Source organism: Nonomuraea maritima, from assembly GCF_900100395.1.
In the GTDB taxonomy this organism is placed as follows: domain Bacteria; phylum Actinomycetota; class Actinomycetes; order Streptosporangiales; family Streptosporangiaceae; genus Nonomuraea; species Nonomuraea maritima.
The window spans coordinates 164,932-191,812 of the sequence record NZ_FNFB01000006.1 but is presented as its reverse complement, the minus strand read 5'-3'; the positions used below and the strand labels follow the sequence as shown (position 1 = coordinate 191,812).

The window sequence follows — 26,881 nt, the reverse complement described above, 5'->3', positions numbered from 1 at the left end:
CCGTACGCACCCAGTCCGTCCCTACCGGCTCAGAATGACCGGTAGTCGCGCACCGGCATCCGCGGCCCCCGGGCGGGCGGTCGCGTGCCGCTCAGCCACACCAGCACCGTGGCCCGGTGCCGATGCCCCGCGTACGGCTCCAGCAGCCGCAGCATGCCCGCGTCGTCGGTCTTCTCCCCCGTCAGCGCGTACCCGACGAGCTTCGCCAGGTGGAAGTCGCCGACGCTCACCGCGTCGGGGTCGCCGAAGGCGCGCTGGCGTATCTCGGCCGACGTCCACACGCCGATCCCGGGCAGCGCCCGCAGCAGCCGGTCGAGTTCCTCGCTGGTGGCCGCCGCCTCCAGCTTGGCGGCGTGCCAGGCGGCCGTGGCGATCGTCCGCGCGCGCACGGCCTCGGCGCCCGCGCGGTGCCAGTGCCAGCTCGGGATCTGCCGCCACACCTCCGGCTCGGGCACGACCCGCATGCCCTCGGGTGCGGGACCGGGTGCGGGCTCGCCGTAACGGGCGAGCAGCCACCGCCACGCGCGCCACGCCTCCCGGCCGACGACCTTCTGCTCGAGCACGGCGGGCACGAGGGCCTCCATGACCCGTCCCGTACGCCCGATCCGCAGGCCGGGATGCCGGCGCGCGGCCTCGGCGAGCACGTCGTGCCGGACGCGGAACCCCGAGACGTCGTCGTCGGCCCCCAGCAGCGCGGGGAGCGTCTCCAGCGCCCACCCCGCGCCGGGACCCCAGGCGTGCCCGTGCACGGCCCCGGCCCTGACGCTCACGCGCAGCGTGCTGGGACCCTCAGGGGTCCTGGAGGTGCGCCACACGGCGCCGTCGGCACCGAGCCGCCAGGCGGGGTCACCGGTGCCGCGCTGGTGAGGCTGCAGAGCCAGCCGTACGTCGAGCGGCTCCTCGGGAATCCAGGTGCGCTCCTCCACCCGTCAAGTGTGCCCCGGCCGGGGACTGCTCGGGGACGGCCGTCAGACGTCGCTGCTGTAGCGCAGCGCCCGCTCCGGCAGCTCGACCCCCGGCCAGATGCGTACGCCGTGCTGGAGCTCGTTGCCCGGCCCCACGATCGCCCCGTCGCCGATCACCGCGTCACGCACCACCGCACCGGCGCAGACGCGGGCCCCCTGACCCACCACCGAGTCGACGACCGAGGCCCCCGCCTCGACCACCGCGTCGTCGCTCAGCACCGAGCCCACGACCGAGGCCCCCGCCTCGACCACGGACCTGGCGCCCACCGTCGTGCCCCCGAGCACCTTGGCGCCGGAGGCGATCACGGCCCCCTCGAGCGCCAGGTGCTCGCCGGTCGGCCCGGGCAGCGCGGGCGAGGCCAGCCGGCCCAGCACCAGGTCGCGCGAGCCCTGCACGTACGCGGCTGGCGTGCCGACGTCGAGCCAGTAGGTGCGGGTGGCGTAGCCGAGGACGAGCCGCCCCGACTCGATGAGCCCGGGGAACGTCTCGCGCTCCACCGACACGACCTCGCCGCGCGGGATCGCGTCGATCACCGAGCGGGTGAAGACGTAGCAGCCGGCGTTGATGCGGTTGGTGACCGGGTCGGGGGTCTTCTCCAGGAAGGCCGTCACGCGACCGGTCTCGTCGGTCGGCACGCACCCGAACCGCGTCGGGTCGTCCACCTCGGTCAGGTGGAGCGTCACGTCGGCCTCGCGCTCGCGGTGCAGCCGCACCTGCTCGCCGATGTCGTGGCCGCTCAGGATGTCGCCGTTGAGGATCAGCACCGGGTCGTCGGGACCGGACGTCAGCGCCTCGGCCGCGTTGCGGATGGCGCCTCCGGTGCCGAGCGGCGTCTGCTCGGTGATGTACTCGAGGGAGAGGTCGAACGCCTCCCCGTCGCCGAAGGCCGGTTCGAACATCGCCGCCTTGTACGACGTCGCGAACACGATCCGGCGCACGCCGAACGATCGGGCACGGGCAAGCTGGTGCGCCAGGAAGGGCACGCCCGCAGTCGGCAGCAAAGGCTTCGGCGTGCCCAGTGTCAGTGGACGCAGGCGCGTGCCTTGCCCCCCGACCAGGAGGATCGCCTCGAGGTCTGGCAAAGAGCTCTCCATCACTCCGTGAGGTTACCGAACTATTCGATCGCGCGTTGATAGGAGCTGAGATGCGCTTCGGCCGAGGCGTCCCAGGTGAACTCACGTGCGCGCGCCAGTCCGGCCTCCCGCAGCCGCCTCCTGCGCTCGGGCGCGGCGAGCAGGTCGCCGAGCGCCGCGGCGATGCTGCCGGCGTCGGGCTCGGTGTAGGCGACGGCGTCGCCGCCGACCTCAGGCAGCGACGTGCGGTGGGTGGTGAGCACCGGCGCGCCGCAGGCCATGGCCTCCAGCACCGGCAGCCCGAACCCCTCGCCCCGCGAAGGGAAGGCCACGACGAGCGCCCCGCCGAGGAAGCCCGGCAGGTCGGCGGCGCCCAGGTAGCCGGGCCGCACCACCTTGACCGTCGCCTCGACCTCGCGACAGGCGGCATCGACGTCGGCCTCGTGCACGCCGCCGCCGATCACCAGCGCCGGCGGGCTCTCCAGATGCCGTACGGCGGCCGCGAAGCCGCGGATGAGGTTCGGGACGTTCTTGCGCGGGTCGAGCGCGCCCAGGAACGCGACGTACGGCCGGTCGTGCAGCCCGCAGCGCAGGGCGGCCCGGCGCACCTCGTCGTCGCTCGGCGGGTGGAACTGCGTGTGGTCGACGCCGTGGTAGGCGACGTCGATGCGGGTGGGGTCGGCGTCCAGCACGCGGACGAGCTCGTCGCGGGTGGCCTTGGACGGCACGATGACGCGCCGCGCCACGCGCACGGCCGTACGCGTGGCCGAACGGAAGAACGAGGCCCGCGGGCTGCGGTCGGGCTCGGTGAACCAGGTGACGTCGTGCACCGTCACGACGGTGGGCAGGCCGGAGGCGAGCGGGATGGAGTAGTAGGGGGCGTGGATCACGTCGGCTCCGGCGCGCCGGGCGAGCAGCGGCAGCCCCGTCTGCTCCCAGGCGAGCCTGGAGGCCCTGTGGGTGATGGAGACGGGGCCGGTGATGACGTCGGCCGACGGCGCGAGCCGCGCGTAGCGTTCGGCGTCGGCGCGCTGGCAGACCACGGCGAGGTCGGCTCCCGCCCGGGCGAGCCCGGCGACCAGTCCGTCGACGTAGCGGGTCAGGGCTCCGCGGTCGGCGGGCACCGCCGCCGCGTCGACGAGCACTCGAGGCATACGAAGATCTTCTCCCCTCAAGATCAACGTGGGGCGTGGACGCCCCCCTCTGTTTTTCACCTTATGACCAGCCTCCCCTAAAAGGTGGGCCAAATCACACCGAGCGGCGTCGTGCTGCGATTCCCGCCAATCCGGCACAGATCAGGTCGCCCAGGATGATGACGACGCGCGAGGACAGCGCCACCGCGATCGCCGAACCCCGGTCGAGGTGCGGGGCGAGCACCGCCACCATGGCGACCTCGCGGACGCCCGCCCCGGCCGGCACGACGAACGTCATGATGCCGAGGCACCACGACAGCGCGAACGCCCCGACGGCGAACAGCAGCCCGCTCTGCGGCGCGACGAAGTACAGGTGGATGCCGTAGCAGAGCCAGCCGGCCACCGCCCAGCCGAGCGCGGTCAGCATGCCGCGCCGGGTGAGCGGGCGTTCGAGCGGCTCGCGTCTGATCCGGCGCAGGGCCCAGCCGATGACCCCGTTGATCACCTTGGGCTCCAGCAGGACCAGCAGCAGGGGGACGAACAGCAGCAGCCAGCCGTACCGGTGCCGGCCAAGCGTGACCAGCGTGACCAGCAGCCCGGTGGCCAGCTGGACCGGCATCATCAGGAAGAACGCCGCCGCGCTGCGCGAACGCGGCACGCCGAGGTCGCGGCCCATCTCCATCTGGGCGAGCACGGGCCAGACCGCTCCGGGGATGTACTTGCCGAGCTGGCCCACGAAGAAGACCTTGGCCGCGGGCCGCAGCGGCAGCGGCGACCCCAGGTCGGCCAGCAGGGTGCGCCACGTGAGCATGGCCCCGAGCAGCGCGGCGACCACCGCCACGAGCGACCCGGCCAGCGCCGCCCACGACAGCCGGGCGAACCCGGCCACCACGGCGTCCCACTCGCCGGCCACCGCCCACCCGCCGAAGCCGAGCGCGACGAGCAGGAAGGCGACGCGCAGGAGCCTGCGCGCGGTTTTGCGCCGCCCCGGCGGCGCGGCGTTCACGGGCTCTCCGACGCCTTCGCGCGACCCCGCCGTGCCGGACGCGTTCACAGCGGGCGCACCCGTTCTGGCGGCTGCGGCAGCGCGGCGCCCACCGGCGCGCGCGGCGTCTTGGTCGCCACCCACAGGTACGTCGGCACGAGCGGCAGCAGCAGCCGCAGCACCGGGCGCGGCGTGCGCGCCAGCACGCTCTTGACCGCCCGGCCCGCCGCTCCGGGGAACAGCTCGCCCCCGGCGAACCTCGTCGGCGTCGCCAGCACCGGCAGGGTGTAGTCCCACACGTGGAAGGCCCGCAGCATCCGGCGCAGCCCGCGCCGCGTGCGGAAGCGCTCGTAGTAGTGGTCGGCCCGCCCGAACGCCCGCACGTAGCGGTCGGCGGCCCCGGCCGGCAGGTACGACAGGAACGGCAGCTTGTAGTGCGGCTCCATGATGCCGAGCCGGTTGCCGAGCCCGAGGTAGAGCACGCCGTCGTCGGACAGCACCCGGCGCATCTCGGTCACCACCGCGTCGGGGTCGACCACGTGCTCGTAGATGTGGTTGAACACCAGCACGTCGACCGAGCCGTCGGGGAACGGCAGCGCCGTGCCGTCGCCGCACACGAACGCCACCCGCTCGCCGAACCGGTCGGCGGCCCTGCGCAGCCCCGGCACGTCGATGTCGATGCCCAGCGTGCGGCCCGCCCCCGCCCGTGCCAGCTCGTCCGCGATGAAGCCGGCGGAGCAGCCCACGTCGCCCACGGTCAGGCCCGCGAGCGGCCCGTGGAAGTGTTCGAGCACCGCGATGATCTTCGCGGCCTTCCTCCTGCGCTTGTCCTCGTCGAGCATGGCGGACTGGAACTCGGAGTATTCGAGCTGCGCGACCCGTTGCTTCACCACGGTTCCCCACCGTACCGACCTTCTGGCCGCCGGCGGTCCTCGTCTGGCCTTCCCCCGCGCACCACGCGTAACCTGAGCCAATGCTGCGTCGGCTGTCGCGTGTCCTGCTCGCCCTGGCCGCGCTCGCCTTCCTCGGCTACGGCCTGGCGAGCAACTGGCACGAGACCACGGCCGCCGTGGGCGCGATGTCGCCCTGGGCGGTGCTCGGCGCGTTCGCCGCGGTGCTGCTCGGCCAGTTCTTCATGCTGGTGGCCTGGCGCGAGATCCTCGCCGGGCTCGGCACGCGCGTGCCGCTACGCGTCGCCGGGCGCATCATGTTCGTGGGCCAGCTCGGCAAGTACATCCCGGGCGCGGTGTGGGCGTACGCGGCCATGATGGACCTCGGCCGCGACCACGGCAGCCCGCCGCGGCGCACGTTCGCCACGATCTCGCTCGGCCTGGTCGTCAACCTCGGGGTGGCGATCTCGGTCGCCGCGGCCACGCTGGGATCGCTCGAAGCGGTGCGCGAGGCGTGGTACCTCGTGCTGCTCGTCCCGGTGATCATCGTCTGCCTGCATCCCAAGGTGCTCGCCTGGGGGCTCAACCTGGCGCTTCGGGTCGCCCGCAAGGAGCCGCTGGAGAGCGTGCTGCCCGGCCGTACGGTGGCCGTCGCGGTCGCCTGGACGTCGCTCGGCTGGCTCGTGTACGGCGTGCACATCTGGCTGCTCGCCGGACAGGCCGACCTGTACACCGTCTCGACCGGCGCCTACGCCTTCGCGTGGGCGACCGGCATCCTCACGGTCGTCGTGCCGGCAGGCGTCGGCGTGCGGGAGGGCGCGCTGGTGCTCGTGCTCGGCCCGATCGTCGGCACGCCCGCGGCGCTCGCGGTGGCGATCGTGTCGCGGCTGGCGTTCACGCTCGCCGACGCCGCGGCCGCGGGCATCGCGTTCCTGCTGGGCCGTCACGCGCCCAGCAGCGCCTCCGTGTACGCCGACCAGAACGGCGCAGGATCGACGGCCTTGACCCCCGACCGCAACCTCTCGGGCTCGCCTGAGGCGTAGAACCGCTCGATGGCCGCGCGCAGCGCGCCGACGTCGCCCGGCTCGACGAGCAGCCCGTCGACACCGTCGGTGACGTGGTCGGCCAGCGCGCCGACCCTGGTGGCGATCACCGGCACGCCGTGCTCGTGCCCGAGCCAGACGTTCTGGCTCGCCGTGGCGTGGCGGTACGGCAGCACGAGCGCGTCGGCCGCGGCGAACAGCTCCGGCACCTCGGCGGCGGGCACGTACCCGGGACGCAGCTCCACCCGGTCGCCGAGCCCCAGCTCGTCGATCAGCGCCCGGGTCTCGTCGAGCCCGCCCCAGAACTCGCCCGCGACGGTCAGCCCGACGCCTTCCGGCAGCGCCCGCAGCAGCAGGTCGAGCCCCTTGTACGGCCGCACGATGCCGAAGAACAGCAGCCGCCTGTGCACCCTCGCCGGCCGCTCGCCCGTGGTCGAGGGCAGGTGCGGCGGCAGCGCCGCCACCCGTACCGGCCTGCCGGTCAGCCCCCTGGCCAGCCCGGCCTGCTCCTCGGAGTGGGTCAGCACGCCGCCGACCCGCCGGAGCAGCGCCCGCATCAACGGCTCGTCGTACGGCTTGCGCTCGTGCGGCAGCACGTTGTGGCAGAGCGCGACCGTGCGCGTCGCGCGGCCCACGCCGTACAGGATGCCGAGGTACGCGGGGACCTGCACCGGGCTCAGGACGGCCAGCACCACGCGGTCGGCCGCCCGCATCCGCCGCCCGGCGGAGAGCCAGCCGTCGGGCCGCCGCCAGTCGAGCCGGCGCACGGTGCCGGGGAACGGCGTGCCCTCGGGGGCGTCGATGGTCTGCTGCCCCGGGTAGAGGAACGACGGGTACTGCGCCCGCCACGACTCGATGACCACGTCGTGGCCCCCGGCCGCGAGCCGGTGCGCCAGCTCGGTGGTGTGCTGCGCCCCGCCCCCCTTGTACGGGTAGGTGGGGCCGACGACGGCGACGCGCACCCTCACTCTCCCCGCGAGCGCACGATCAGGTCGGCGAGCAGCGCCACCGACCCGATGAGCAGGCCCGACAGGAAGATCATGACAGTGTTGGCCGGGAAGTAGAACGGGTGCTCGACCATGTCCCACAGGCCCTTGGCGATGCCGATGCCCACCAGCCACAGCGCGGGCGGCATGAGCACCTTGAGCGGGTTGAAGTACATGATCATCCGCAGCACCTGCAGGATGTAGCGGTAGGCGTCGGAGACGAAGCTGAACTTCGACTTGCCGGCCCGCTTGGCGTACCCGATCGGCATGTAGTGGACGTCGTGCTGGTTCATCAGGAACGACAGCGTGATCGTCGTGACGCAGGAGAAGCCGGGAGGCAGCAGCCTGAGGTAGGGGCGGGCCACCGACTTGCGGAAGGCCCGCAGGCCCGAGTTGAGGTCGGGGATCTTCTGCCCGGCCAGCATCTCGGCGATCTTCCTGATCATCCACTTGGCCGGCACCCGCAGCAGCTTGTGCGAGCCCTCCTCGCTGGTGCGCGCGCCGACGACCTGGTCGATCGACGGGTCCTTGTCCAGCAGCTGCACCAGCTCGGGGATGCGCTCGTTGGGGTAGGACATGTCGGCGTCGGTCCACACGACGATCTCGCCCCTGGCCTCCTGCGTGCCGATCCGGCGCACGGTGCCGGACCCGCCGTTGCGGTGGAAGGCGCGGATGCGCAGGTGGGGGAAGCGCGGCGCGGCCTGCTTGAGCCGGGCCAGCGTCTCGTCGGTCGAGCAGTCGTCGACGGCGACCAGCTCGTAGGTGTAGCCGCTGGAGTCCATCGCCGTGGTGATGCGCTCGACCTCGTCGATGACGTGGTCCTGCTCGTTGTAGCAAGGCAGGACGATCGTGACGTACGGCGGTTCTTCCACGGCAGGTCCACTCTTGGGCGTCTCAAGCGTGCTCACGTGCGTCGAGGGTACTCTGCCCGGCCGGGAACCGGGCTCACATCGGCTTCCCCGTACGCCTGGTCAGAGAGCGGCCATCCAGACGTTCATGCGCAGCGACCAGGTGCCGTCGGGGGCCTCCAGCAGGGAGCGCTCGTCCTGCCTCGTGACCAGCGCCATGACCTGCGTCGCCGGTCCGTACGGCGCGACCTGCCCCTCCTCGGCGGCCAGCACGACGGGGACGCGGCCCGCGGCGCGCACCCTTTCCGCCAGACGGCGCACCTCGGCCTCCGGCGCGGTGTCGGCTCCGTCCTCGTGCTTGACCTGCGCCGTCGGACGCCCGCACATGCCCCGTACGACCTGGGTGAACCGGTCGGCCGTGACCCGCTCGACGATCAGCACCGACGCGTCGGGCGGCAGCCGGTCGCACATGCCCCGCACCGCCGCCGCCTCCCCCTGCTCGACCGGGGTGAAGGCGGTGCCGATCGACGTCACGACCGGCGGCACCAGCACGAGCAGCACGGCCGCCGCCATCCCCCAGGTACGGACCCTCGGGTCGCGCCGCCGCAGCAGGTCGCGCAGGATCGCCAGCCCCTGTACGGCCAGCAGGACCATCCCCGGGATGACGACGGGCACCAGGCGGCGGGCGGCCCAGGGATGGTCGGGGGTGATCTCGGGCCGCAGGAGCGTGGTGACGGTACTCCAGCCCACGACCGCGAGCGGCAGCAGCCAGGTGAACGGCGTGCCGTCGCGCAGCAGGCGGCGCACGAGCACGGCGGCGGCGGCCGTGGCCAGCACGACGGCGGGCAGGCCGACGTACCAGACGACCCAGTGCAGCGACTGCTCGAAGTAGAGACGGTCGCCGTCGAGGGGCAGCCCGTTGGCGCGCTGGATCTGCCGGATCATCTCGGCCGTACGGCGGTCGTCGGCGTTGGCGGCCACGCGGGTCACGGTCTGGAACCACGGGCGGGCGTACAGGGCGGCCATGAGCGCCACCACGAGGCCCGCGCCCGCCGCGGGCGCCCATCGCGGCAGCCGGACGCGGGCCAGCGCGGGCGCGGCGAGCGTCCCGGCGAGGGTCAGCACCAGGACCGCGGCGCAGATGGCCAGCAGCGGCCGCACCGACCCCGACAGGTACGTCAGGTAGGGCCGGGCCAGCTCGTACGCGCCGAGCAGTCCGAGCCCGGCGCCGGCGAGCAGCCCCGCGAGCAGCGGCGGACCCACCTCGCCCTCCGGCCGGGAGAAGCGCCGCATGGCGATCAGCACGCCGGCGAACGCCAGCGCGGGCAGCACGTCGCGCAGCCCGTCGATCCTGACCAGCACCGACAGGCCGAGCGCCAGCCCGGCCAGCAGGCCGCGCCACCGGCGGCCCGACGTGCCGGTGAGCGCGTCGTGGGCGAGGGACAGGCCGCCGAACAGCAGGATCAGCGACGGGATCTCGCTGAACGTCGTGCGGGAGGTGTAGAGGACCGGCTGGCACACCGCGAACGCCGCGGCGGCGACCGCCGCCCAGCGCGGGCCGGCCAGCCGCGCGGCCAGGCCCGCCACGGAGAGGACGGCGAGCGCACCGAGCACGGCGGGCGCCACGAAGGGCGCGCCGAGCCAGTCGCCGATCGCGTACAGCATCGGGGCGCCCGGCATGAACTGCGGCAGCACCGAGCCGTGGACGTCGTAGAAGCCGATGGTGACGAAGTTGAGCCAGGGGTCGGGGCCGCCGAACGCCTCGGCCTGCGCCGGGATGGGCAGCGAACCGTGCCCCGCGATCCAGGCGGCGTACTGGGCGTAGGTGGCCGGGTCGCGCCGCACGGCGACCTGCTCGCTGTGCATGACGGCGTTGAACACGCCCGACGCCACGGCCACCGCCACGACACCCGCGACCTGACGGAACGTGGCTCGTAGCGCGGTCGCCGCCCCGCGCGTCCCCAGGGCGCCCAGCACGACGGCGGCCGCCACGCCGAGCAGCGCGACGGGCACCGGCTCGAACCGGCCGAGCATCAGCAACGGCAGCCCTGCCGTCAGCCACCCCGCCACGGCCAAGGCCGGCAGCACGGTGATCGCGGCGAACTCCCTGCCACACCGATCCACGTCCATCGCTGAGCGAGCGTATCCAACCCACCGGAGAACCCCCACCAGGACGGCCACCACCGCACACACCTGAGCGAGCACCCACCCCCACCACCGAACCCCCCGCCCTCTGAAGGACAGCGACCACAGCAGCGGGCCGGGGAGTCCTGGGCCGGCACCTCTCACCATGGGAAAAGAGCGAGGGCAGGCCCGCTGTCTCGGGGGGCGCGGGGCCGTGGGGCGCGGGTGGGGCGGAAACGGCGGTACCGTACGCGTCGTGCCGGAGCCGCGAACCAAGCCCTCTCCTCGCCCGGACCCCGCCGTCCGGGATGCCGCCTCCCCCACTCGAGGCTGCCCGGGAACACCCAGGTGAGGCAGGCGGCACGGAGGGCGCACGGGTGAGCGGGACGACGAGGGCAGCGGACGAGGCGAACAGCGGGCGCGGCCGGCGACGGGTGCCGCGCGACGCGGCGCACCTCGCACGGCGGCACGGATGGTTCCTCGCCGTGCTGGCAGCAGGCACGGTCCTGCGCGCCCTGGCGATGCTCGGCTACCGCCCCGCCCTGTGGTTCCCCGACACCTACACCTACGTCGTCACGGTCTTCCACCCCCGCCCCGACCTGGTCCGCCCCGCGGGCTACTCGCTGTTCCTCAAGCTGCTGGAGCCGCTGCACTCCTTCGGCGCGGTCGCGCTCGTCCAGCACCTGCTCGGCCTGGCGACCGGGCTGCTGGTGTACCGGGCGGCGCGGCGGGCGCCGCGGTGGGTGGCGACGCTGGCGGCGGCGCCCGTGCTGCTCGACGCCTACCAGGTCGAGCTGGAGCACCTGCTGGTCTCCGACACGCTGTTCATGTTCCTGGTCGTGCTGGCCGTGGTGCTGTCGACGACGCGCCGCACGTCCGTCGTCGTCGCCGTCGGGCTGCTGCTGGCGGCGGCGACCCTCACGAGGACCGTCGGCCAGCCGCTCATCGTGGTGCTGGCGGCGTGGTTCGCGCTGCGCGGCCGGATCAGGCCGGCGGCGGTGCTGGTGGCCGCCGCGCTGGTCCCGGTCATCGCGTACGGCGCCTGGTTCCACGCCACCTACCAGCGCGTCGGCATCGTGGGCGCGAACGGCGTCTTCCTGTACGCCCGCACGATGTCGTTCGCCGACTGCTCGGTCATGGACCCGCCGCCAGACCTGCGCGTCCTGTGCGACCCGCGACCGCCCGAGCAGCGCCCGCCCTCGCAGGAGTACATCTGGGCCAAGGACGCCCCGCTGGTTCGCCTGCCCGGCATCACCTTCTCCGAGGAGAACGACGACCTGGCCGGCCGGTTCGCCATGCGCGCGATCACCGCCCAGCCGCTCGACTACGCCGCCTCCGTGCTGCAGGAGCTGGGCCGTACGTTCGTCTGGGGACGCCCGGTCTACCCCGACGCCGAGATCTACGCCTACTACCAGTTCCCCGAGACCGCGCCGGGACCGCCCGGCCGCTACCCGGCGCAGGTCGGCGCGCAGTACGCCCAGCGCTACGAGCGGGGCGCCATCGGCACGACGGTCGTCGAGCCGTACGCGGGGCTGCTGCGCGCGTACCAGGACGTCGCGCGGCTGCCCGGCACGGTGCTCCTGGGGATCCTGCTGGTGCCGCCGGTGGCGGCGGCAGTGCGCCGTAAGCGCCGCGGCACGCGGCGCGGGACCGGCCGCGCGGGCGTGCCGGTCTGGCCGGTCCCGTGGGTGACGGCCATTGTGCTGTTGATCACACCTGCGGCGGCGGCGGAGTTCGACTACCGGTACGTTCTGCCTGCCGTCCCCTTGGCCTGTCTCGCGGCGGCGCTCAGTGTACGGCCCGACATGCTAAGACAGTTCGGAAAAATGTAAAGAGTTTGGCGATGATATTCCACCCAATGTCCGGGTCTGAGTATGCTTTGCCGCGGAAACATCACGCCCGGGTCACGGTCGATCTCCGCGGTAGTTGCTCGAGGCGCGCCGTACGTGACCTAGCCTCGTGGCGCGTAGCTGACCGGGCCGGCGCATCAGGCGCGAGGGAAAGAGGCTAGGGGCGTATGAGTGACTACAGGGGCGGACCAGTAGTCGATCACGGACGGGACCACCGCGCTGCCGGCACGCAACCGGGCAGCAGGATGGCCCGCCGGGCGGCCGCCGCCGTCCCGCCTCCGCCGCCGCCCGACGACCGTTCCCGCGGCCACCGCGACGGCGGAGGATCAGGCCGGGGCAAGGGCAGCGGCCAGACCAAGATGCGGGTGCTCGCCTGGGTCAGCATCGGCATGACCTCGGTCATGGTGGCGGGCGCGCTCACCGCGTACACCCTCTACCGTGACGCCTTCGGCAACATCAAGGAGAAGAGCGTCAAGGAGGACATCATCAACCCGCGTCCGCCGGACACGGGCGCGCTGAACGTCCTGCTCGTCGGCTCCGACACGCGCGCCGGCGCGGGCAACGCGAGGTACGGCCAGCAGCTCGCCCGGGCGGCCGACGCGGGCGGCAAGCGCACCGACACGATCATCCTCATGCACATCTCGCCGAACCGCGACAAGGCGCAGCTGATCAGCTTCCCGCGCGACTCCCTGGTGCAGATCCCGCGCTGCAAGAACGAGGCCACCAAGCAGGAGATGCCCGCGCGCCGCGACATGATCAACTCGGCGTACAACTCGGGTGGCATCGCATGCACGATCTCCACCCTCGAGACGCTCACCGGCATCCGCGTCAACCACTTCGTCGAGGTCGACTTCAGCGGCTTCAAGAACATCGTCGACGCGCTCGGCGGCATCGAGATCTGCCTGAAGTCGGGCGTCAACGACAAGGCGTCCAAGCTGGTGCTCCCGCCCGGCAAGAGCCTGCTCAACGGCGAGAAGGCCCTCGGCTACGTCCGCCTGCGCCACTACGGCGACGGCAGCGACATCCAGCGCATCAAGCGCCAGCAGATCTTCCTGAGCAAGGTCGTCGCCAAGGCCACCAGCAGTGAGCTGCTCACCGACGTCGGACGGCTGCGCGAGTTCATCGCCGCCGCCGCCGGCTCGGTCACCATGGACCCCGAGCTGGCCAACGACACCGAGCAGCTCATCCAGATCGCGACGAGCGCCAGGGCGATGACGGCCAACGGCGTCAAGTTCACCACGGTGCCGTGGCAGCCCGACGCGGAAGACCCCAACCGGGTCGTCTGGAAGGACCCCGACGCCAAGGAGCTGTTCGCCGCCATCAGGACCGACACCGAGGTCGTCAAGCCGACCCCGACCACCGCGGCGAACAACACGCCCAAGGTCACGGTCAAGCCCGAGCAGGTGAAGGTCCAGGTGCTCAACGGCACCAAGACCCCCGGCCGGGCCCGCGAGGTCGCCGACATGCTGGCCAAGGAGGGCTTCAACGTCGTCGGGCTGGGCAACTTCGAGGCGGCCGACGGCCAGAGCCTGGCCAAGACCGAGATCCACTACGCCAAGGCGGCCGACGTGGCCGTGGCCGGTGCCACCACGCTGGCCGGTGCGGTGCTGCCCAAGCCGGGCACCCAGCAGGGCAAGGTGGCGGCGGTGGGCCCGCAGACGTACTCGTCCGGCGTCACGGCGCCGGCCAAGGGCACTCCGGTGACGCAGCTCGTCATCGGTGAGGACTTCGACTCCGTCAAGGTCACCAAGCTTCCCGACAGCGTCAAGGACAGCACGATCACCGCGTCCGAGCAGAAGAACGTCTGCACCTGAGGCTCCAAGTTGGCTGTGTAACCGGGCGTTCCGGGGCGAGGGGAACGACAAAGGCACTACTCTGTTGCGAGTCGGCGACGCGGCGCGAAACAGTGGCACACGTCCGCTGGAAGCGCCGCCGTCGAGACCCCCGGCCCCGACCGAAGCTGAGCGACTTCCCCTGTGTCTGACACCAGATCCTCCCCACCGTTCACGCCCCCGCACCGGCCCGTCGGCGACGGTCCCACCGACACAGGGGCCAGGTGGCCGTTGCCACAGGGCAGCTACTTCGGCTCATCCACCGACCCCAACGGCATCAACGTGGGCGCGCCCGCCCCGACCGCCGAGCCGGGCGCACAGCCCGAGCCGCAGCCTGAGCCGGCGCCGCGCAAGCGCGACCCGTTCCTCGACAACGTCAAGTTCCTGCTGATCGCGCTCGTGCCGATCGGCCACTCCCTGGTGCCGACGCTCGGAACCGACTCCGCCAGGTCGCTGTACATCTTCATCTACACGTTCCACATGCCGCTGTTCGTGCTGATCAGCGGCTACCTGTCGCGCAACTTCTGGGCGCACAACTCGACCGCCAAGGTCAACAAGCTGGTCGACACGCTGCTCATCCCGTACGTCGTCGTCGAGTTCGGGTACGCCGCGCTGCGCTGGTCGCTGGGCCAGAAGTGGAGCCTGTCGATCGACGACCCGGCGTGGCTCAACTGGTACCTCGTGGCGCTGCTGTTCTGGCGGCTTTCCACGCCGGTGTGGAAGCGGATGAAGCACCCGGTGCCGGTCGCCATCGCGATCTACCTGTTCGCCGGGTTCTCCCAGATCAACGGCGACTTCAGCCTCGACCGCTTCTTCGGCCTCATGCCGTTCTTCGTGATCGGCCTGGTGCTGCAGCCCGAGCACTTCGAGATGCTCAACCGGCTCTGGATCAAGGTCGCCGGCGTGTTCGTCATCCTCGGCGCGGCGGCGGTGGCGATCTACGTGGCCTCCACGCGCACGCCGGTCGCGCCGTTCTACTACAAGGGCAGCTACGACGACCTCCACCTGTCCTGGTACATGGGCCTCGGCGTACGCACCGGCCTGCTGGTGTGCGCGCTGGCCCTGAGCGTCGCGGTGCTCGCCCTGGTGCCCAGGAAGGAGACCTGGTTCACCGACCTCGGCACCCGCACGCTCTACTGCTACCTGCTGCACGGCATCCCCGTCCTGATCGCCAAGGAGATGGGCTGGCTGAAGCTGCCCTGGCTGCACGGGCCGCTCGGCGTGCTGGCGATCAGTTCGTCCTGCTTCGCGCTGTCCATCATCCTGTGCCTGCCGCAGACCCGCAGCGTCTTCAAGTGGGTCCTGGAGCCGCGCCTGACGTGGCTGTATCGGCGGCCTGCCCGAAGTTAAGCGGCAGTTCCCCCCGCATTAACGCCGGTGACCTGGTCGGAGCGCACCATCGACACATGCGCGCCTGTGTCGCCACCACCGTCCATCACCCCGAGGACGCCCGGATCATGCATCGGCAGATCCGGGCCCTGCTCGACGCCGGTCACGAGGTGACCTACGTCGCGCCCTTCACGCACTTCAACGTGACCCCCGCCATGCGGGTGACCCCGGTGGACGTGCCGTACCAGGCCTCGTACGGCAAGGCGCGCGGCGCGCTCAGGCGCGGCCTGCGCGACGCCGACGTGCTGATCGTCCACGACCGCCGGCTGCTGCGGGCCCTGCCCCACCGGCGCCCTCCCGTCGTCTGGGACGTACGCGAGCCCGTCGCCGCCCGCCGCCTGGCCCGCGCCGAGCGGCGGCACCGGGTGATCACGCCCTCCGTGGTGCCGGAGGCCACCCTGGTGGCGTCCGGCCCGTCGCTACCCGGCGAGGCGCGGGTCGTGCACATCGGCCGCCTGTCGGCCGAGTCCGGCGCGAACGAGCTGGTCGGCCTGGCCGAGCGGCTGCGCCCGTACGGGATCCGGATGGACCTCATCGGCGCGGCCGACCCCGCCGTGCGCCCGCTGCTGCGCGACGCCCAGCGGGTGGGCCTGCTCGACTGGTTCGGGTACGTCCCCAACCGCCACGCTCTGCGCATGTCCGAGGGGGCGCTGGCCGGCCTGTCGCTGGCCCGCGACACCGTCGCCCGCCCACCCACCAAGATCATGGACTACATGGGCCGCGGGATCCCGGTGATCACGACCGCGCCGGGAGCGCCGCTGGTCGAGCACTCCGGCTGCGGCCTGGTGGTACCCCTCGACGTGGACGCCGTGCTGGACGCCGTCCTCGACCTCAAGGCCGACCCGGCGCGCCGGGTCAGGCTCGGGGCGCTCGGACACGCCGAGGCGCGCCTGCGCCACCACTGGCCCGACCACGCCGACGCGTTCGTCACCCAGGCCGAGTCGTGGGCCGGCGTCACCACCCACGCCCTGGCCGTCTGAGCAGGACGCGGCTCACCCACACAGCACCGGGCGGAGATGGCGACACGGCCAGGAGGTTGATGTACTGGGAACATGGCATCGCATCTCATCCAGGGCCGGACGGTGGTCATGCCCGTACGGGTGCGGGACGCCGAGGTCTGCGCCGCCTTCTACCCGGTACGCGCCGACGCCGCCCGCGCGGTGCTCGCCTACTCCGGGCTCGACGTGGTGGAGGCGCTGCCCGGCAAGGCCGTCTGCGCGCTGCTGTTCGTCGACTACCGTGACGGCGACCTCGGCGCCTACCACGAGTTCGGCATGGCGTTCCTCGTCCGCCGGCCGGGCGTTACCGGCTCCCAGCAGGGGCTGGCCGACCTGCGGCAGGCGGGCCTGTTCGTGCACTGGCTGCCCGTCGACCAGGAGTTCACCCTGGAGGCGGGGCGCGCGCTGTGGGGGTTCCCGAAGGAGCTGGCCGACATCGACCTGCGGCTGCGGTCGCCGTACAAGCGGTGCGTGCTGCGCAAGGACGGCAGGCTGGTGCTCGACCTGCTGATCAGGCCAGGTGTGCCGGCGCCGGGCCTGACGGCCATGGCGCCGCCCGACGTCTACACGCACCGCGACGGCGTCACCCGACACCTGCCCTGGTCGGTACGCGTGCGCGGCGCGCGGGCGCGCCCCGGCGGCGCGCTGATCCGCCTGGGCAACCACCCGATCGCCAAAGAGCTGAGCGAGCTGGGGCTGCCCCGGCGGGCGATGTTCACCGCCACGATCTCCCACGCCGAACTGGTCTTCGGCGAGGCCCACGCGATCTGACTCAGACGATCGGCGGACGGCCCAGCTTGACCATCCGCCACGCGGTCGCCCACGCCATGGGCCGCCGCTCGCCCGCCGGCGTGCGCAGCCCTTCGGCGAAGCCCGTGAACCAGGCCTTGAGCGCGCCCCCGGCGCCGCGCTCGCGGACGAGCGTCAGCACCACCCAGTTGACGAGGTAGAGGACGGCCAGCGGCCAGGGCAGGTTGCGCCGGGCCAGCCACACCCGGTTGCGGGCGTTGAGCCGGTAGAAGTCGGCGTGCCGGGTCGGCGGCACCTGCGGGTGGTACATCACCGTCTCGGCGTCGTACTCGATGCGGTAGCCCTCGCCCAGCAGCCGCCAGGCCAGGTCGGTCTCCTCGTGGGCGTAGAAGAACTTCTCCGGCAGGCCGCCCACCTGGAGGAACGCCGAACGCCTGATCGCCGAGGCGCCGCCGAGGAACGTGGTAACCGGTGACGAGCGCTGAGGGTCGCCGGCACGCAGCCGCGGCACGTGGCGGCGCTGGCCGATGCCGCCCTCCGGGTCCATCACCCGGAAGGAGATGACCGCGAGGTCGGGCTCGGTGGCGAACCGCTCGCGCACGTGGGAGACCAGTTTGCGGTCGGCGTACCAGCCGTCGTCGTCGAGGAAGAGCACGACGTCTCCCGAGCACTCCTCGACGCCACGGTTACGGCCGGCGGGGATGCCGGTGTTCTGCTCGAGCCGGATCGATTTCACGACCGCGGCCGAGCCCTCGGGTGGCGTCGCCGACAGGTCGGGCACGTCGGCTCCGTTGCCAACGATCACCACCTCGACGTCGCCGTCGACCTGGTTGAGCGCGGACTCGACCGCCCGGTTCAGCTCCGCGACCCGGTTGCCCATGGTGAGGATGACGCACGAGATCTTCAACGAATCATCGTCCTGACGCGTTGAGGACACGAGCGGAGCATACTTTCATGATCACCGAGTCTGCTGGTCTGCATGGTCTGGATGGTGAAGCTAAGCGTATCGGAACCGGCAGTGAACCCCCACCGAACGCCGAACGTCCGATCAATACGACGGACGAGGGCGTCCCGCGGTTCCCGCGCGATCACGCCAGTCGCCGGGAGGCCAGGATGCTGACGAGATGCAGCACCGTCTGCACCCCGGCAGCGATCACACAGGCGACCACCAGCACGCGGGTCGCCATCAGGTCGCCCCGCACCGCGTCGATCACCGCCGCGACCAGCGCGAGCAGCGACAGTTCGACGGGCTGCACGATGCGGTGGAACTTCGTCGCCCCCACGATCCGCCGGGCGAGCCCGAGCAGCCCGGACCGGAACTGCGCCACGGACGCCTCGCTCGCGGACGAAAGCCCGCCCTTGGCGCGCGCGACGTCCACGAGGTCGGTCTCGGCCTTGATCAGGATGGCGCCGAGCGCGGCGGCGAAGCCGAGCACGGTGTACCAGTCGGGCAGCACCTCGGACGCCCGCCAGCCGAGCCCGGCCAGCAGCGCCGCCTCGGTGAAGTAGGCGCCCACCCGGTCGAGGTAGACCCCGGTCAGCGACGTCTTGCCCGTCCAGCGGGCCAGCTCGCCGTCGGAGCAGTCGAGCAGCAGGTAGATCTGGACGAGCAGGGCGGAGAGCACCACGGCCCACAGCCCCGGCAGCGCCAGCACCACCCCGGACACGACGCCCGCCACGGTCATGAGCCAGGTGAGCTGGTTGGGCGTGATCGGGGTCTTGGTCAGGAACCAGGTCACGTAGATGGACAGGCGGCGCATGTAGAGCACGCCCGCCCAGTGTTCGCCGTTCCTGCGTTCGAGGTGGCCGGCCGGCTGGGCCACCCGCCGCAGCTCAGCTACCGAAGGCCCGGACATAGTCCCCCACCCGATCGCGGATCTCGGAGTCCTGCATGCGCAGGTGCTCGAGGATCGTGTAACGGCCGGGACGAGTCGCCGGGGCAAGCGCGACGGCTTCGGCGAACTGCTCGCCGCTCAGCCCGATGTCGCCGGGGACGACAGGCAGCTGGTGCCGGCGCAGGCAGTCGACGACCTGCTTGACCCTGGCTTCGTCCTCTCTCAGGAAGAAGCAGAACGCGGCACCGATGCCGGCGAGCTCGCCGTGGTTGGAGGTGCCGGGGAAGAGCTGATCCACGGCATGAAGGATCTCATGATCTCCACCGCTCGCGGGCCGCGAAGACCCGGCGATGACCATCGACATGCCCGACAGGATCAGCGATTCGGCCAGTACGGTGAGGAACGCGTCGGACTCGATGGAGTCGGTGCGCCCGACCAGCGCCTCGGCGGCCGTCCGCGACATCGAGCAGGCCAGCCCGTCGATGGGCTCGCCGCGCTCGACGTTGCCGAGCTGCCAGTCTTCGATCGCCGACAGGTTGCTCACCACATCGCCCACCCCGGCCCTGACCAGCGACTTCGGCGCGTTGTGCACGAAGTCGAGGTCGACCAGGATGGCGAGCGGCATCGGCACCCCGAACGTGCCCTTGCCCCCCTCGTAGACGAGGGAGGCCGTGGGAGAGCAGATGCCGTCGTGCGACAGGTTGGTGGCGACCGCCACCATGGGGATGCCCGCGAGCGAGGCCGCGTACTTGGTGGCGTCGATGGTCTTGCCGCCGCCGACGCCCACCACGACCTCGTAGGCGCCCTTGCGCAGGTCGGCGCCGAGCGAGACGGCCGCGTCGACCGAGCCGTCGGCGACCCGGAAGACCTCCGCCTCGTCGAGGGTGGGGGCGATCAGGCTTTCGATGTGGTCGCCCTGGCCGGGACCGACGGCCACGGCGACCCGGCCGGAGGTGGCGACGCGGCTGTCGGCGAGCAAAGCGCCGAGCTGCGCGACCGCGCCGCGTCTCACGTCCATGGTGAGGGGGGCAGGAAGCATCCTGGCTAGAAGCGGCATCCGCGCATCCTTCAGTAACGGACGGCGATCGTGCGGGCCTTGGCCAGGTCGTCGTGGTTGTCCACCTCGACCCAGTCGACCTCGCCGATGGGAGCGACGTGGATGGCCTCGCCGCGCTCGACCATCTCCTGGTATCCGTCCTCGTAGTAGAGCTGCGGGTCGCGCTCGTACGTCGCCTTCAGCGCGTCGGCCAGGCGCTCGGCCGCGCCGGGCCGGATGAGCGTGGCCCCGATGTACTCGCCGTACGCGTCGGCCGGGTCCATCAGCTTGGTGATGCGCCGCAGTGAGCCCTCGGGCGAGAGCGTCACCTTCATCTCTTCGTCGGCCAGCTTCTTGACGTTGTCGACGGCCAGCAGGACGTCGCTCGTCTCGGGGGCCGACAGCAGCGTCTTCTCGACCGAGACCGGGTGCACGGTGTCGCCGTTGACCAGCAGCACGCCCTGGGCGAAGTAGTCGCGGGCGCACCACAGGGAGTAGGCGTTGTTCCACTCCTCGGCCTTGTCGTTGTGGACGAGGGTGAGCTTGACGCCGTGCCGCTTCTCCAGCTCCTCCTTGCGCTCGTGCACGGCCTGGGCCGCGTACCCGACGACGATCACGACCTCGCGCAGGTCCACCTCTGCCAGGTTGCGCAGCGAGATGTCCATGATCGTGGTCTCACCGTCGACCGGCACCAGCGCCTTGGGCAAGGTGTCGGTGTACGGCCGCAGGCGTCGTCCGGCCCCAGCGGCCAGCACCATTCCCAGCAACGTGCACTCCTCAGTCGAGCGTCTCTGTAGGCCCAAAGAGTATTCGCCTTTGGCACTTCTGCGGGTAATCCGCCGTTACTCTTGCGTTCCTGGCTCGGCGGCCGACGTGTCGGCCTCGACGCCCGTCGCGGGCGCGGCCAGCCAGCACGTGAGGCTCTCCCAGCCGAACATCGCCCACAGGTAGAGCGCGAGCAGCACGAATCCGCCGGTCAGCCAGCCGGCGAGGGCGAACACCGAGACGACGATCATCCGGCCGTCCCAGCCGAGCCCGGCCGTGGCCAGCCACGGCGGCGGGTAGACGCGCTGGCGCAGCCGGTAGACGAGGTCGTAGTGGTGGAAGGCGAGCGCGCCGAGCAGCACGAAGACCAGCACGGGCGGCACGCCGTTGGCGAAGCCGCAGGCCGCGATGAAGGTGTACTCGATGAGGCGCAGGATCGGCGGCACCAGCCAGTCGAGCCGGCCGTCGTGGGGGTGCGAGCTGCCCGGCCCGGCCAGCAGCAGCGTCACGGCGGGCGCGAACACCGCCAGCCCGTCGGCCCCTGCCACGCCGATGACCAGCAGCACCCCGGTGACGAACGTGCCGGCGACCGCCGGCGGCAGCGGCGGGAGCTGCCCCGCCACGAGCATGCCCATGGCCCGCGAGAGCGGCCCGTCGTCGCGGTAGGCGACCACGGTGCCGGTGGGGACGGGCGTCATGTGAACGGTGGTCACCGTACCGACCTCGCGATCCGTCCTGACAGTTGGTAGAGGACCGCCACGGCGCCCCAGCCGAGCAGCGCGAGGAACGTGACCCGCGCGTTCCAGACGGCGGCGGTGACGGCGATGAGCGCCATGCGTTCGCCGATGGGCAGCACGATGGCCTTCTTCAGCCAGCGCGCGACCGTGTCGCGCTCGAGCCGCTGGGCGAACCGCAGCACGCCCGGCGGGGAGCCGCGCAGGTCGCGCGACTCCAGGAGAGAGCGCGCCGGCCTGCCCCACGCCGCGCCGACCCGGCCGGCGTCGGCCACCGCGCCGGCGTAGGTGTAGTCGACGGCGTGCCGTACGACCTGGAGGATCATGGCGGCGGCGGCGAGGTTCCAGATGCCCGTGACGCCGTACCCGATGGCGAGACCGACGTAGACGGCGTACTCCTTGAGGCGGTCGCCCATGCCGTCGGCCCAGGCTCCGAGCGGCGAGAACATGCGGGTGTAGCGGGCGAGCTGCCCGTCGAGGCAGTCGAGCGCGAACGACAGGTAGAGCAGCAGCGCCCCCACGACCCGCGCGCCCTGCCCCCCGGCCGAGAACCAGAGGGCCGCTAGCAGGGCCAGCGCGACCGAGAAGCCGGTGACGGCGTTCGGGGTGACCTTGAACCGCACCAGGTACGTGATCAGGTGGCGGGTCCAGGTGGAGACGAAGAAGGTGGCGAAGAAGCCGTCGTCCTCCTTGACGCACGCGTCGAGCTTGACCTCGTCCTCGTCGACCTCGGCCAGCCGGGCGACGGCGGCGTCGGCGGCGAGCTGGCCGGTCACCCGGTCGGCGTGCAGGCGTCCGACGCTCGCCGCGCGCACCGCGACGCCCGATCTGACGAGCCCCACGAGCAGCAGGTCGACCGCCTCGACCGGTGTGACGGGGCCGAGCTTGCCCGCGTCGGCGAGCTCGGCCAGCTCTTCGGCGACGTCGGCGAGGCAGGCCAGGTCGGCCTCCCCTGCCTGGAGGACGCCCCGGAACGTGGCGTTCGGCTCGGGCACGGCGTGGAACGAGCTGCCCGCGGTGACGACCTTGCCGCTCTCCACGCGCAGGGGCGGGCGCGTGGGCGTGGCCGCGGCGTCGAGCGAGACCAGCGCGCAGGTGCCGCGGGCCGGGTGTTCGAGCACCGTGGCGAGCGCCTCGGTGTGGGCGACCAGGTCGGCGGGCAGCAGCGCGAGCGCGCCGCCGGCCGCGCGGGCGATCGCGGCGACGCCGCGCAGGTCGGCCCCGAGGCCGCCCTCGCGCACCACGTGGACGTCACGGACGGGCAGCGTCGTGAGCTGGTCGTTCAGCCGGTCGAACAGGGTGCCGTCGCCGCTGAGGAGCTTTCCTGCGGGAGTCGTGGCGAGCAGCACCGCCGACGTGGTCGTGCTGCCGTGCGTCAGTGAGTCGGGCAAAGCGCGGTTCTCCTCCCGGTCGGGGTGGAGCGCGTGGACTGGGGGGTGCGTAGGCACAGCGTAGCGACCGGTCCTCGCGATATCACGGAACGGCACCGTTACGCTGCCCGTATGGATTCACGGCTGCGGTCGGTAGGGGTGCTCCTCGCGGGCGGCGTGGGGCAGCGGGTCGGGCTCGCCACGCCCAAGCAACTCGTCGAGGTCGCCGGACGGACGATCATCGAGCACTCGCTCGCGGTGTTCGAGGCAGCGCCCGAGATCGACGAGATCGTCGTGCTGATGACGCCCGGCTACGCCGACCGGGTGCGCGAGATCGTGGCCGAGGGCGGCTACCGCAAGGTGAGCAAGGTCGTCGACGGCGGCGCGAGCCGTACCGAGAGCACGTGGCGGGCGCTGCTGGCGCTGGGCGACGAGGAGTGCAACGTGCTCCTGCACGACGCCGTACGCCCGCTCCTGGAGCCGCAGATCATCAGCGCGTGCGTCGAGGCCCTGCGGACCCGTACGGCCGTCAACGTGGCGATCCCGAGCTCCGACACGGTCCTCGTGGCCGAGCCGGCGCCGGACGGTGGCGGCGAGGTCATCGGTGAGGTGCTCGACCGGTCGCGGCTGCGGCGCAGCCAGACCCCGCAGTGCTTCCGCCTGTCGGTGATCCGCGAGGCGTACGAGCGGGCGATGGCCGATCCGGGCTTCGCCGACCGGCCCGCCACCGACGACTGCGGCGTGGTGCTGCGCTACCTGCCGGACGTGCCGATCCACCTCGTGCCGGGCAGCGAGCACAACATCAAGGTCACCCATCCGGCCGACCTGCACATCGCCGACCTGCTGTTCCGGCTGCCGGCCGCCGTCCCGGTGGGCGACAGGGGCGCGCTCGCCGGCGGGTCGCTCGTGGTGCTCGGCGGGTCCGAGGTGGCGGGCGAGGTGGCACGGCAGGCCGCGGCGTGCGGCGCCGGGGTGCGTACGCTGTCGGCGGCCGACGGCGTACGGGTGGAGGAGTTCGCGTCGGTGGCCAAGGCGCTCGACGACGGCGGCCCCGTGGACCACGTCATCGTCGCGGCAGACGCAGGCGGCACGGCGGGCGGCCTTGCGGGGGTCGGCGGCGAACTGCTCGCCGACGCCGTGGCCGCCGTCCACCTGGGGGCGCTCAACGCGGCCCGCGCCGCCCGGCCCCACCTGCGCGAGAGCCTGCTGCTGGTGGTGCCGCCAGGTTCGGGGGCGCTGCACGAATCGTGCAGGGCCGCGGTGGCCGCGCTGACCCGGGCACTTGCCCGCGAATGGGCCGCAGACGGCATTCGGGTCAACTGCGTCAATACCGGTTCGTCTCCGGTCCTCACCGCTCAGACCTCGCTGGACATCCTCATCTCCGACGTGACGGGACAAGTCATAGACGGTGGCGTGGACGCCGCTTGACCTGCGGGTTAGTACCGTGCGATCACATGAGGAGACTCATCGTGATAGCGGCTTTGCTCGCCTGCTACCCCGTCCTGCTGGTGTCGGCGCTCTGGCCCGCCCCGGCGGTGTTCGGGATGGTCGCCGCGCTCTCGTACGCGGTGGAGTACCTCGCTCCGTCGGCCGGCCGGCCGCTGCCCGACCTGCTGGCCAAGGTCCACCTGAGCACGACGCTGCGCTTCGCGTTCCGCGAGACCATGGCGCTGCTGCTGGTGGCCAGGACGGCGGGGCCAGACTCGCCGTGGTTCGTGGCGCTGGCGGCGGGCGTGCTCGCGATCCACGGGGTGCGCGCCGCGCACACGGGGCTCGCCATGCGGCTGCGGCAGATGCTCAGCCGGATGCCGGTCACCACCCGTAACCTCGACGTCTCCGCCCTGCGCATCCCCAAGCTGCCGCCGTGGCCGCTGCGCAGCTCGGCCAGCCTGCCGTTCCTCTACCTCGACGCGCTGCCGGTGCTCGGCGCGGTGTTCGGCGCGGTGCCCGCCACGTACGGCGCGGGGCTGGCGATCATGTGCGGCGCCGCGGGGGCGCTCGCGATGGTCCCGTACGTGCGCCGCGCCGTGCCGCTCACCGACAAGGAGCGCGTGCTGCAGGTCGTGGGCGAGCAGGTCGAGACGTACCGTCCCGAGGTCATCCTGTACTTCTCGGGCGCCACGCAGGCCGCCTACCAGGCCCGGATGTGGCTGCCCGTGCTGGAGCGCATCGACCGGCGGGCCGTCGTCGTGCTGCGCGAGCGCGGCATGGCGAGCCACCTGGAGGACACCACGCTGCCGATGCTGTGCATCCCGTCGTCGGCCGACCTGATGAGCTTCCGTGTCCTTTCCAGCGCCAAGCTCTGCTTCTACGTCGCCAACGTCGGCAGGAACGTCCACATGCTGCGCATCCCCAGCCTGCGCAGCGTGTTCCTGAACCACGGCGACAGCGACAAGGAGGCCTCGTTCAACCCGTTCTCGCGGGTGTACGACGAGGTGTGGGTGGCCGGGCCGGCGGGCCGTGACCGCTACCGCCGCGCCAAGGTGGGCGTGCGTGACGAGAACATCCACGAGGTCGGCCGGCCGCAGCTGGAGGGCATCTCGACCGAGGGGCCCGGGCTGCCGTACCGCACCGTCCTGTACGCCCCGACCTGGGAGGGCTGGAACGACGACCTGTTCCACACCTCGCTGATCACCATGGGCCCGCGCATCGTACGGGCGCTGCTCGACCACGAGCCCCCGCTGCGCGTCATCTACAAGCCCCACCCGCTGACCGGCCACCGTGACAAGAGCGCGACCCGGGCGCACCGGAAGATCGTCGCGATGATCGAGGCGGCGGAGCTGGCCAAGTCGAAGGCCCGCCACCCCTCACGCCCCGAGGCCGGGGCCTCGCACATCAGGCACCTGATCGTCAATGGCACCGAGCCCAGCCTGTACGACTGCTTCAACGAGTGCGACCTGCTGATCAGCGACATCTCCAGCGTCGTCGCCGACTTCCTGGCCAGCGAGAAGCCGTACGCGGTGACGAACGTGGCGAACCTGTCCGAGCCCGCCTTCCACGAGAGGTACCCGAGCACCGAGGCGGGCGCGCTGATCGGCCCCGACCTGTCGGGCCTCGCGGAGTTCCTCGACGGGGAGGACACCCTGGCCCGGGCACGCGTCAAGCTCAGGAGTCACCTGCTGGGGCCGGAGTACCCCGATGCGATGACCCGCTTCAACGCGGCGATCGAGCGGGTCATCGCGGGTTCTTAGCGGGGTGGACTGGCGAGCGCCTTCGGGCTGGTGAGGAAGCCCCACCCCCACGAGCAGTGCATGGCCGCGTACACGAGGGGCAGCCGCAGCCGCGCCGACAGGGGCAGGCCGGAGCCGGTCACCACCGACCCGGCGACGATCGCGAGCGCGTAACCGCCCGGGATGACCAGCCCGAGCGGGAAGAACGGCGAGACGACCAGCCCGAGCAGCATCGCCAGCACGGCGGCCGGCGGCGCGAGGTAGCGCAGGTTGATCGTGCCCTCGTGGGTGCGCGCGACCACCCGGCGCCAGCGGCCGTAGTGGAAGTACTGCTTGGCCAGCGCCTTGACGTTGGGCCGCGGACGGTAGGTGACCCGCATGCGGGGCTCGAACCACACCAGGCCGCCGGTCCGGCGGATGCGGTGGTTCATCTCCCAGTCCTGGGCGCGCTGGAAGTGCTCGTCGTAGCCGCCCACCCGGTCGAGCGCCGAGCGACGGAAGACGCCGAGGTAGACGGTGTCGGCCGGACCTGCCTGGCCGCCGACGTGGAACGCGGCGGCGCCCACGCCGATCTTGGAGGTCATCGCGCAGGCGACGGCCTTCTCGAACGCCGTTATGCCCTCGGCCGCCATGATGCCGCCCACGTTGTCGGCACCCGTCGAGACCAGCGTCTCGACGGCCACGCGCAGGTAGTCGGGCGGCAGCATGGCGTGCCCGTCGACCCTGGCGATGATGCCGTTGCGGGAGGCGGCGATCGCCGCGTTGAGCGCGTTGGGCGTACGGCCCGTGGGGTTGGGGACCACGACCACCCGCGGATCGGCCGCGGCGATGGCGTCGGCGACCTCCTGGGTGCGGTCACGGGACGGACCCACGGCGAGGACGACCTCGATCTCGCCTGGGTAGTTCTGGGCGAGGATCTGGTCGACGGCCTCGCGGAGGTGCCGCTCCTCGTTGAGGATCGGCATGACGACGGAAATGGGCGGCCAGCCGCGCGTCTGCGCGGGCGCGTGCGGCGAGTCGGGGAACTGCTTCATGGCGGGGCTCACGCTACTGTACGGGCAGGGGAGGAGGGCAATCGAAAGTGCGTTCCTCCGGCGCGACATG

Annotated in this window: 23 protein-coding genes; 8 read left to right on the top strand and 15 right to left on the bottom strand. The window is 72.2% G+C overall.

What is annotated here, in order from left to right; genetic code table 11:
- Nucleotides 1–29 precede the first annotated feature (29 nt).
- From BLR04_RS13430 to BLR04_RS13410, 5 genes are all read right to left on the bottom strand, one after another.
- Nucleotides 30–926, bottom strand: coding sequence for a DNA-3-methyladenine glycosylase family protein (locus BLR04_RS13430; protein ID WP_176903062.1), 897 nt, complete (start codon nucleotides 924–926; stop codon nucleotides 30–32).
- Between the two features lie 42 nt (nucleotides 927–968).
- Complete coding sequence (gene manB, locus BLR04_RS13425; RefSeq protein WP_245740228.1) at nucleotides 969–2,048, bottom strand: mannose-1-phosphate guanylyltransferase; 1,080 nt, start codon at nucleotides 2,046–2,048, stop codon at nucleotides 969–971.
- A gap of 32 nt (nucleotides 2,049–2,080) precedes the next feature.
- Nucleotides 2,081–3,193 (bottom strand): glycosyltransferase family 4 protein, encoded by a 1,113-nt coding sequence (locus BLR04_RS13420; protein ID WP_090763544.1) that lies wholly within the window; start codon nucleotides 3,191–3,193, stop codon nucleotides 2,081–2,083.
- Nucleotides 3,194–3,287: 94 nt separating this feature from the next.
- On the bottom strand, nucleotides 3,288–4,226 hold the full coding sequence (locus tag BLR04_RS13415) for a lysylphosphatidylglycerol synthase transmembrane domain-containing protein (RefSeq protein WP_245740227.1): 939 nt from the start codon (nucleotides 4,224–4,226) through the stop codon (nucleotides 3,288–3,290).
- A complete protein-coding gene (locus BLR04_RS13410; protein ID WP_218128874.1) occupies nucleotides 4,223–5,050 on the bottom strand; it encodes a class I SAM-dependent methyltransferase in 828 nt (275 codons plus the stop codon). The genes BLR04_RS13415 and BLR04_RS13410 overlap by 4 nt, the downstream gene beginning before the upstream one ends.
- Nucleotides 5,051–5,130: 80 nt before the next feature.
- Between BLR04_RS13410 and BLR04_RS13405 the strand changes: the two genes are divergently transcribed.
- The gene (locus BLR04_RS13405) at nucleotides 5,131–6,090 is read left to right on the top strand and encodes a lysylphosphatidylglycerol synthase transmembrane domain-containing protein (protein ID WP_090763542.1); all 960 of its coding nucleotides are present in this window, start codon (nucleotides 5,131–5,133) and stop codon (nucleotides 6,088–6,090) included.
- Here BLR04_RS13405 and BLR04_RS13400 read toward each other — a convergent pair.
- The 3 genes from BLR04_RS13400 to BLR04_RS13390 form a co-directional block, all read right to left on the bottom strand.
- A complete protein-coding gene (locus BLR04_RS13400; protein WP_090763540.1) occupies nucleotides 5,991–7,052 on the bottom strand; it encodes a glycosyltransferase family 4 protein in 1,062 nt (353 codons plus the stop codon). The two genes, BLR04_RS13405 and BLR04_RS13400, sit on opposite strands and share 100 nt — an antisense overlap.
- Before the next feature lie 2 nt (nucleotides 7,053–7,054).
- Nucleotides 7,055–7,984, bottom strand: a complete 930-nt coding sequence (locus BLR04_RS13395) for a glycosyltransferase family 2 protein (RefSeq protein ID WP_090763538.1) — start codon at nucleotides 7,982–7,984, stop codon at nucleotides 7,055–7,057.
- Between the two features lie 63 nt (nucleotides 7,985–8,047).
- Complete coding sequence (locus BLR04_RS13390; protein ID WP_090763535.1) at nucleotides 8,048–10,054, bottom strand: glycosyltransferase family 39 protein; 2,007 nt, start codon at nucleotides 10,052–10,054, stop codon at nucleotides 8,048–8,050.
- A gap of 371 nt (nucleotides 10,055–10,425) precedes the next feature.
- Here BLR04_RS13390 and BLR04_RS13385 point away from each other — a divergent pair, with 371 nt between their 5' ends.
- The 5 genes from BLR04_RS13385 to BLR04_RS13365 all read left to right on the top strand — a co-directional run bounded on the left by BLR04_RS13385 (nucleotide 10,426) and on the right by BLR04_RS13365 (nucleotide 16,888).
- On the top strand, nucleotides 10,426–11,880 hold the full coding sequence (locus BLR04_RS13385) for a hypothetical protein (RefSeq protein WP_245740226.1): 1,455 nt from the start codon (nucleotides 10,426–10,428) through the stop codon (nucleotides 11,878–11,880).
- Nucleotides 11,881–12,065: 185 nt separating this feature from the next.
- Complete coding sequence (locus tag BLR04_RS13380; protein ID WP_090763529.1) at nucleotides 12,066–13,712, top strand: LCP family protein; 1,647 nt, start codon at nucleotides 12,066–12,068, stop codon at nucleotides 13,710–13,712.
- A gap of 249 nt (nucleotides 13,713–13,961) precedes the next feature.
- Complete coding sequence (locus tag BLR04_RS13375; RefSeq protein ID WP_176903061.1) at nucleotides 13,962–15,080, top strand: acyltransferase family protein; 1,119 nt, start codon at nucleotides 13,962–13,964, stop codon at nucleotides 15,078–15,080.
- 56 nt (nucleotides 15,081–15,136) lie between these two features.
- Nucleotides 15,137–16,099: a glycosyltransferase gene (locus BLR04_RS13370; protein ID WP_090763524.1), complete on the top strand. Its 963-nt coding sequence runs from the start codon at nucleotides 15,137–15,139 to the stop codon at nucleotides 16,097–16,099.
- Nucleotides 16,100–16,171: 72 nt separating this feature from the next.
- A complete protein-coding gene (locus BLR04_RS13365; protein ID WP_090763522.1) occupies nucleotides 16,172–16,888 on the top strand; it encodes an acetoacetate decarboxylase family protein in 717 nt (238 codons plus the stop codon).
- Nucleotide 16,889: 1 nt separating this feature from the next.
- Here the strand turns inward: BLR04_RS13365 and BLR04_RS13360 are convergent, their stop codons facing one another.
- The 6 genes from BLR04_RS13360 to BLR04_RS42310 form a co-directional block, all read right to left on the bottom strand.
- The gene (locus BLR04_RS13360) at nucleotides 16,890–17,774 is read right to left on the bottom strand and encodes a glycosyltransferase family 2 protein (RefSeq protein WP_090763519.1); all 885 of its coding nucleotides are present in this window, start codon (nucleotides 17,772–17,774) and stop codon (nucleotides 16,890–16,892) included.
- Nucleotides 17,775–17,955: 181 nt separating this feature from the next.
- Complete coding sequence (locus BLR04_RS13355; RefSeq protein WP_090763516.1) at nucleotides 17,956–18,723, bottom strand: CDP-alcohol phosphatidyltransferase family protein; 768 nt, start codon at nucleotides 18,721–18,723, stop codon at nucleotides 17,956–17,958.
- The gene (locus tag BLR04_RS13350; RefSeq protein ID WP_176903073.1) at nucleotides 18,701–19,741 is read right to left on the bottom strand and encodes an iron-containing alcohol dehydrogenase family protein; all 1,041 of its coding nucleotides are present in this window, start codon (nucleotides 19,739–19,741) and stop codon (nucleotides 18,701–18,703) included. Before BLR04_RS13350 ends, BLR04_RS13355 begins: the two co-directional genes overlap by 23 nt.
- Before the next feature lie 29 nt (nucleotides 19,742–19,770).
- Nucleotides 19,771–20,505 carry a phosphocholine cytidylyltransferase family protein gene (locus BLR04_RS13345; RefSeq protein WP_090763511.1) on the bottom strand — a complete coding sequence of 245 codons (735 nt, stop codon included), beginning with the start codon at nucleotides 20,503–20,505 and terminating at the stop codon, nucleotides 19,771–19,773.
- 75 nt (nucleotides 20,506–20,580) lie between these two features.
- A complete protein-coding gene (locus BLR04_RS42315; protein ID WP_090763509.1) occupies nucleotides 20,581–21,216 on the bottom strand; it encodes a DUF5941 domain-containing protein in 636 nt (211 codons plus the stop codon).
- The gene (locus BLR04_RS42310) at nucleotides 21,213–22,628 is read right to left on the bottom strand and encodes a CDP-alcohol phosphatidyltransferase family protein (RefSeq protein WP_090763506.1); all 1,416 of its coding nucleotides are present in this window, start codon (nucleotides 22,626–22,628) and stop codon (nucleotides 21,213–21,215) included. The genes BLR04_RS42315 and BLR04_RS42310 overlap by 4 nt, the downstream gene beginning before the upstream one ends.
- 111 nt (nucleotides 22,629–22,739) lie before the next feature.
- Here BLR04_RS42310 and BLR04_RS13330 point away from each other — a divergent pair, with 111 nt between their 5' ends.
- Together BLR04_RS13330 and BLR04_RS13325 are read left to right on the top strand one after the other, a co-directional pair.
- Nucleotides 22,740–24,035, top strand: a complete 1,296-nt coding sequence (locus BLR04_RS13330; RefSeq protein WP_090763503.1) for a bifunctional cytidylyltransferase/SDR family oxidoreductase — start codon at nucleotides 22,740–22,742, stop codon at nucleotides 24,033–24,035.
- A gap of 26 nt (nucleotides 24,036–24,061) precedes the next feature.
- The gene (locus BLR04_RS13325) at nucleotides 24,062–25,798 is read left to right on the top strand and encodes a CDP-glycerol glycerophosphotransferase family protein (RefSeq protein ID WP_245740225.1); all 1,737 of its coding nucleotides are present in this window, start codon (nucleotides 24,062–24,064) and stop codon (nucleotides 25,796–25,798) included.
- Here the strand turns inward: BLR04_RS13325 and BLR04_RS13320 are convergent.
- Entirely contained in the window at nucleotides 25,795–26,811 is a 1,017-nt protein-coding gene (locus tag BLR04_RS13320) for a glycosyltransferase family 2 protein (RefSeq protein WP_090763497.1), read from the bottom strand. The genes BLR04_RS13325 and BLR04_RS13320 overlap by 4 nt on opposite strands.
- Nucleotides 26,812–26,881: the final 70 nt, after the last annotated feature.

Excerpts from the sequence above, each read along its gene's own strand:
- BLR04_RS13355 (WP_090763516.1), bottom strand. The coding sequence starts at position 18,723 with ATGTCCGGGCCTTCGGTAGCTGAGCTGCGGCGGGTGGCCCAGCCGGCC.
- BLR04_RS13330 (WP_090763503.1), top strand. The coding sequence starts at position 22,740 with ATGGATTCACGGCTGCGGTCGGTAGGGGTGCTCCTCGCGGGCGGCGTG.
- BLR04_RS13325 (WP_245740225.1), top strand. The coding sequence starts at position 24,062 with ATGAGGAGACTCATCGTGATAGCGGCTTTGCTCGCCTGCTACCCCGTC.
- BLR04_RS13390 (WP_090763535.1), bottom strand. The coding sequence starts at position 10,054 with ATGGACGTGGATCGGTGTGGCAGGGAGTTCGCCGCGATCACCGTGCTG.
- BLR04_RS13380 (WP_090763529.1), top strand. The coding sequence starts at position 12,066 with ATGAGTGACTACAGGGGCGGACCAGTAGTCGATCACGGACGGGACCAC.
- BLR04_RS13370 (WP_090763524.1), top strand. The coding sequence starts at position 15,137 with ATGCGCGCCTGTGTCGCCACCACCGTCCATCACCCCGAGGACGCCCGG.
- BLR04_RS13350 (WP_176903073.1), bottom strand. The coding sequence starts at position 19,741 with ATGCTTCCTGCCCCCCTCACCATGGACGTGAGACGCGGCGCGGTCGCG.
- BLR04_RS13420 (WP_090763544.1), bottom strand. The coding sequence starts at position 3,193 with ATGCCTCGAGTGCTCGTCGACGCGGCGGCGGTGCCCGCCGACCGCGGA.
- BLR04_RS13405 (WP_090763542.1), top strand. The coding sequence starts at position 5,131 with ATGCTGCGTCGGCTGTCGCGTGTCCTGCTCGCCCTGGCCGCGCTCGCC.
- BLR04_RS13320 (WP_090763497.1), bottom strand. The coding sequence starts at position 26,811 with ATGAAGCAGTTCCCCGACTCGCCGCACGCGCCCGCGCAGACGCGCGGC.
- BLR04_RS13365 (WP_090763522.1), top strand. The coding sequence starts at position 16,172 with ATGGCATCGCATCTCATCCAGGGCCGGACGGTGGTCATGCCCGTACGG.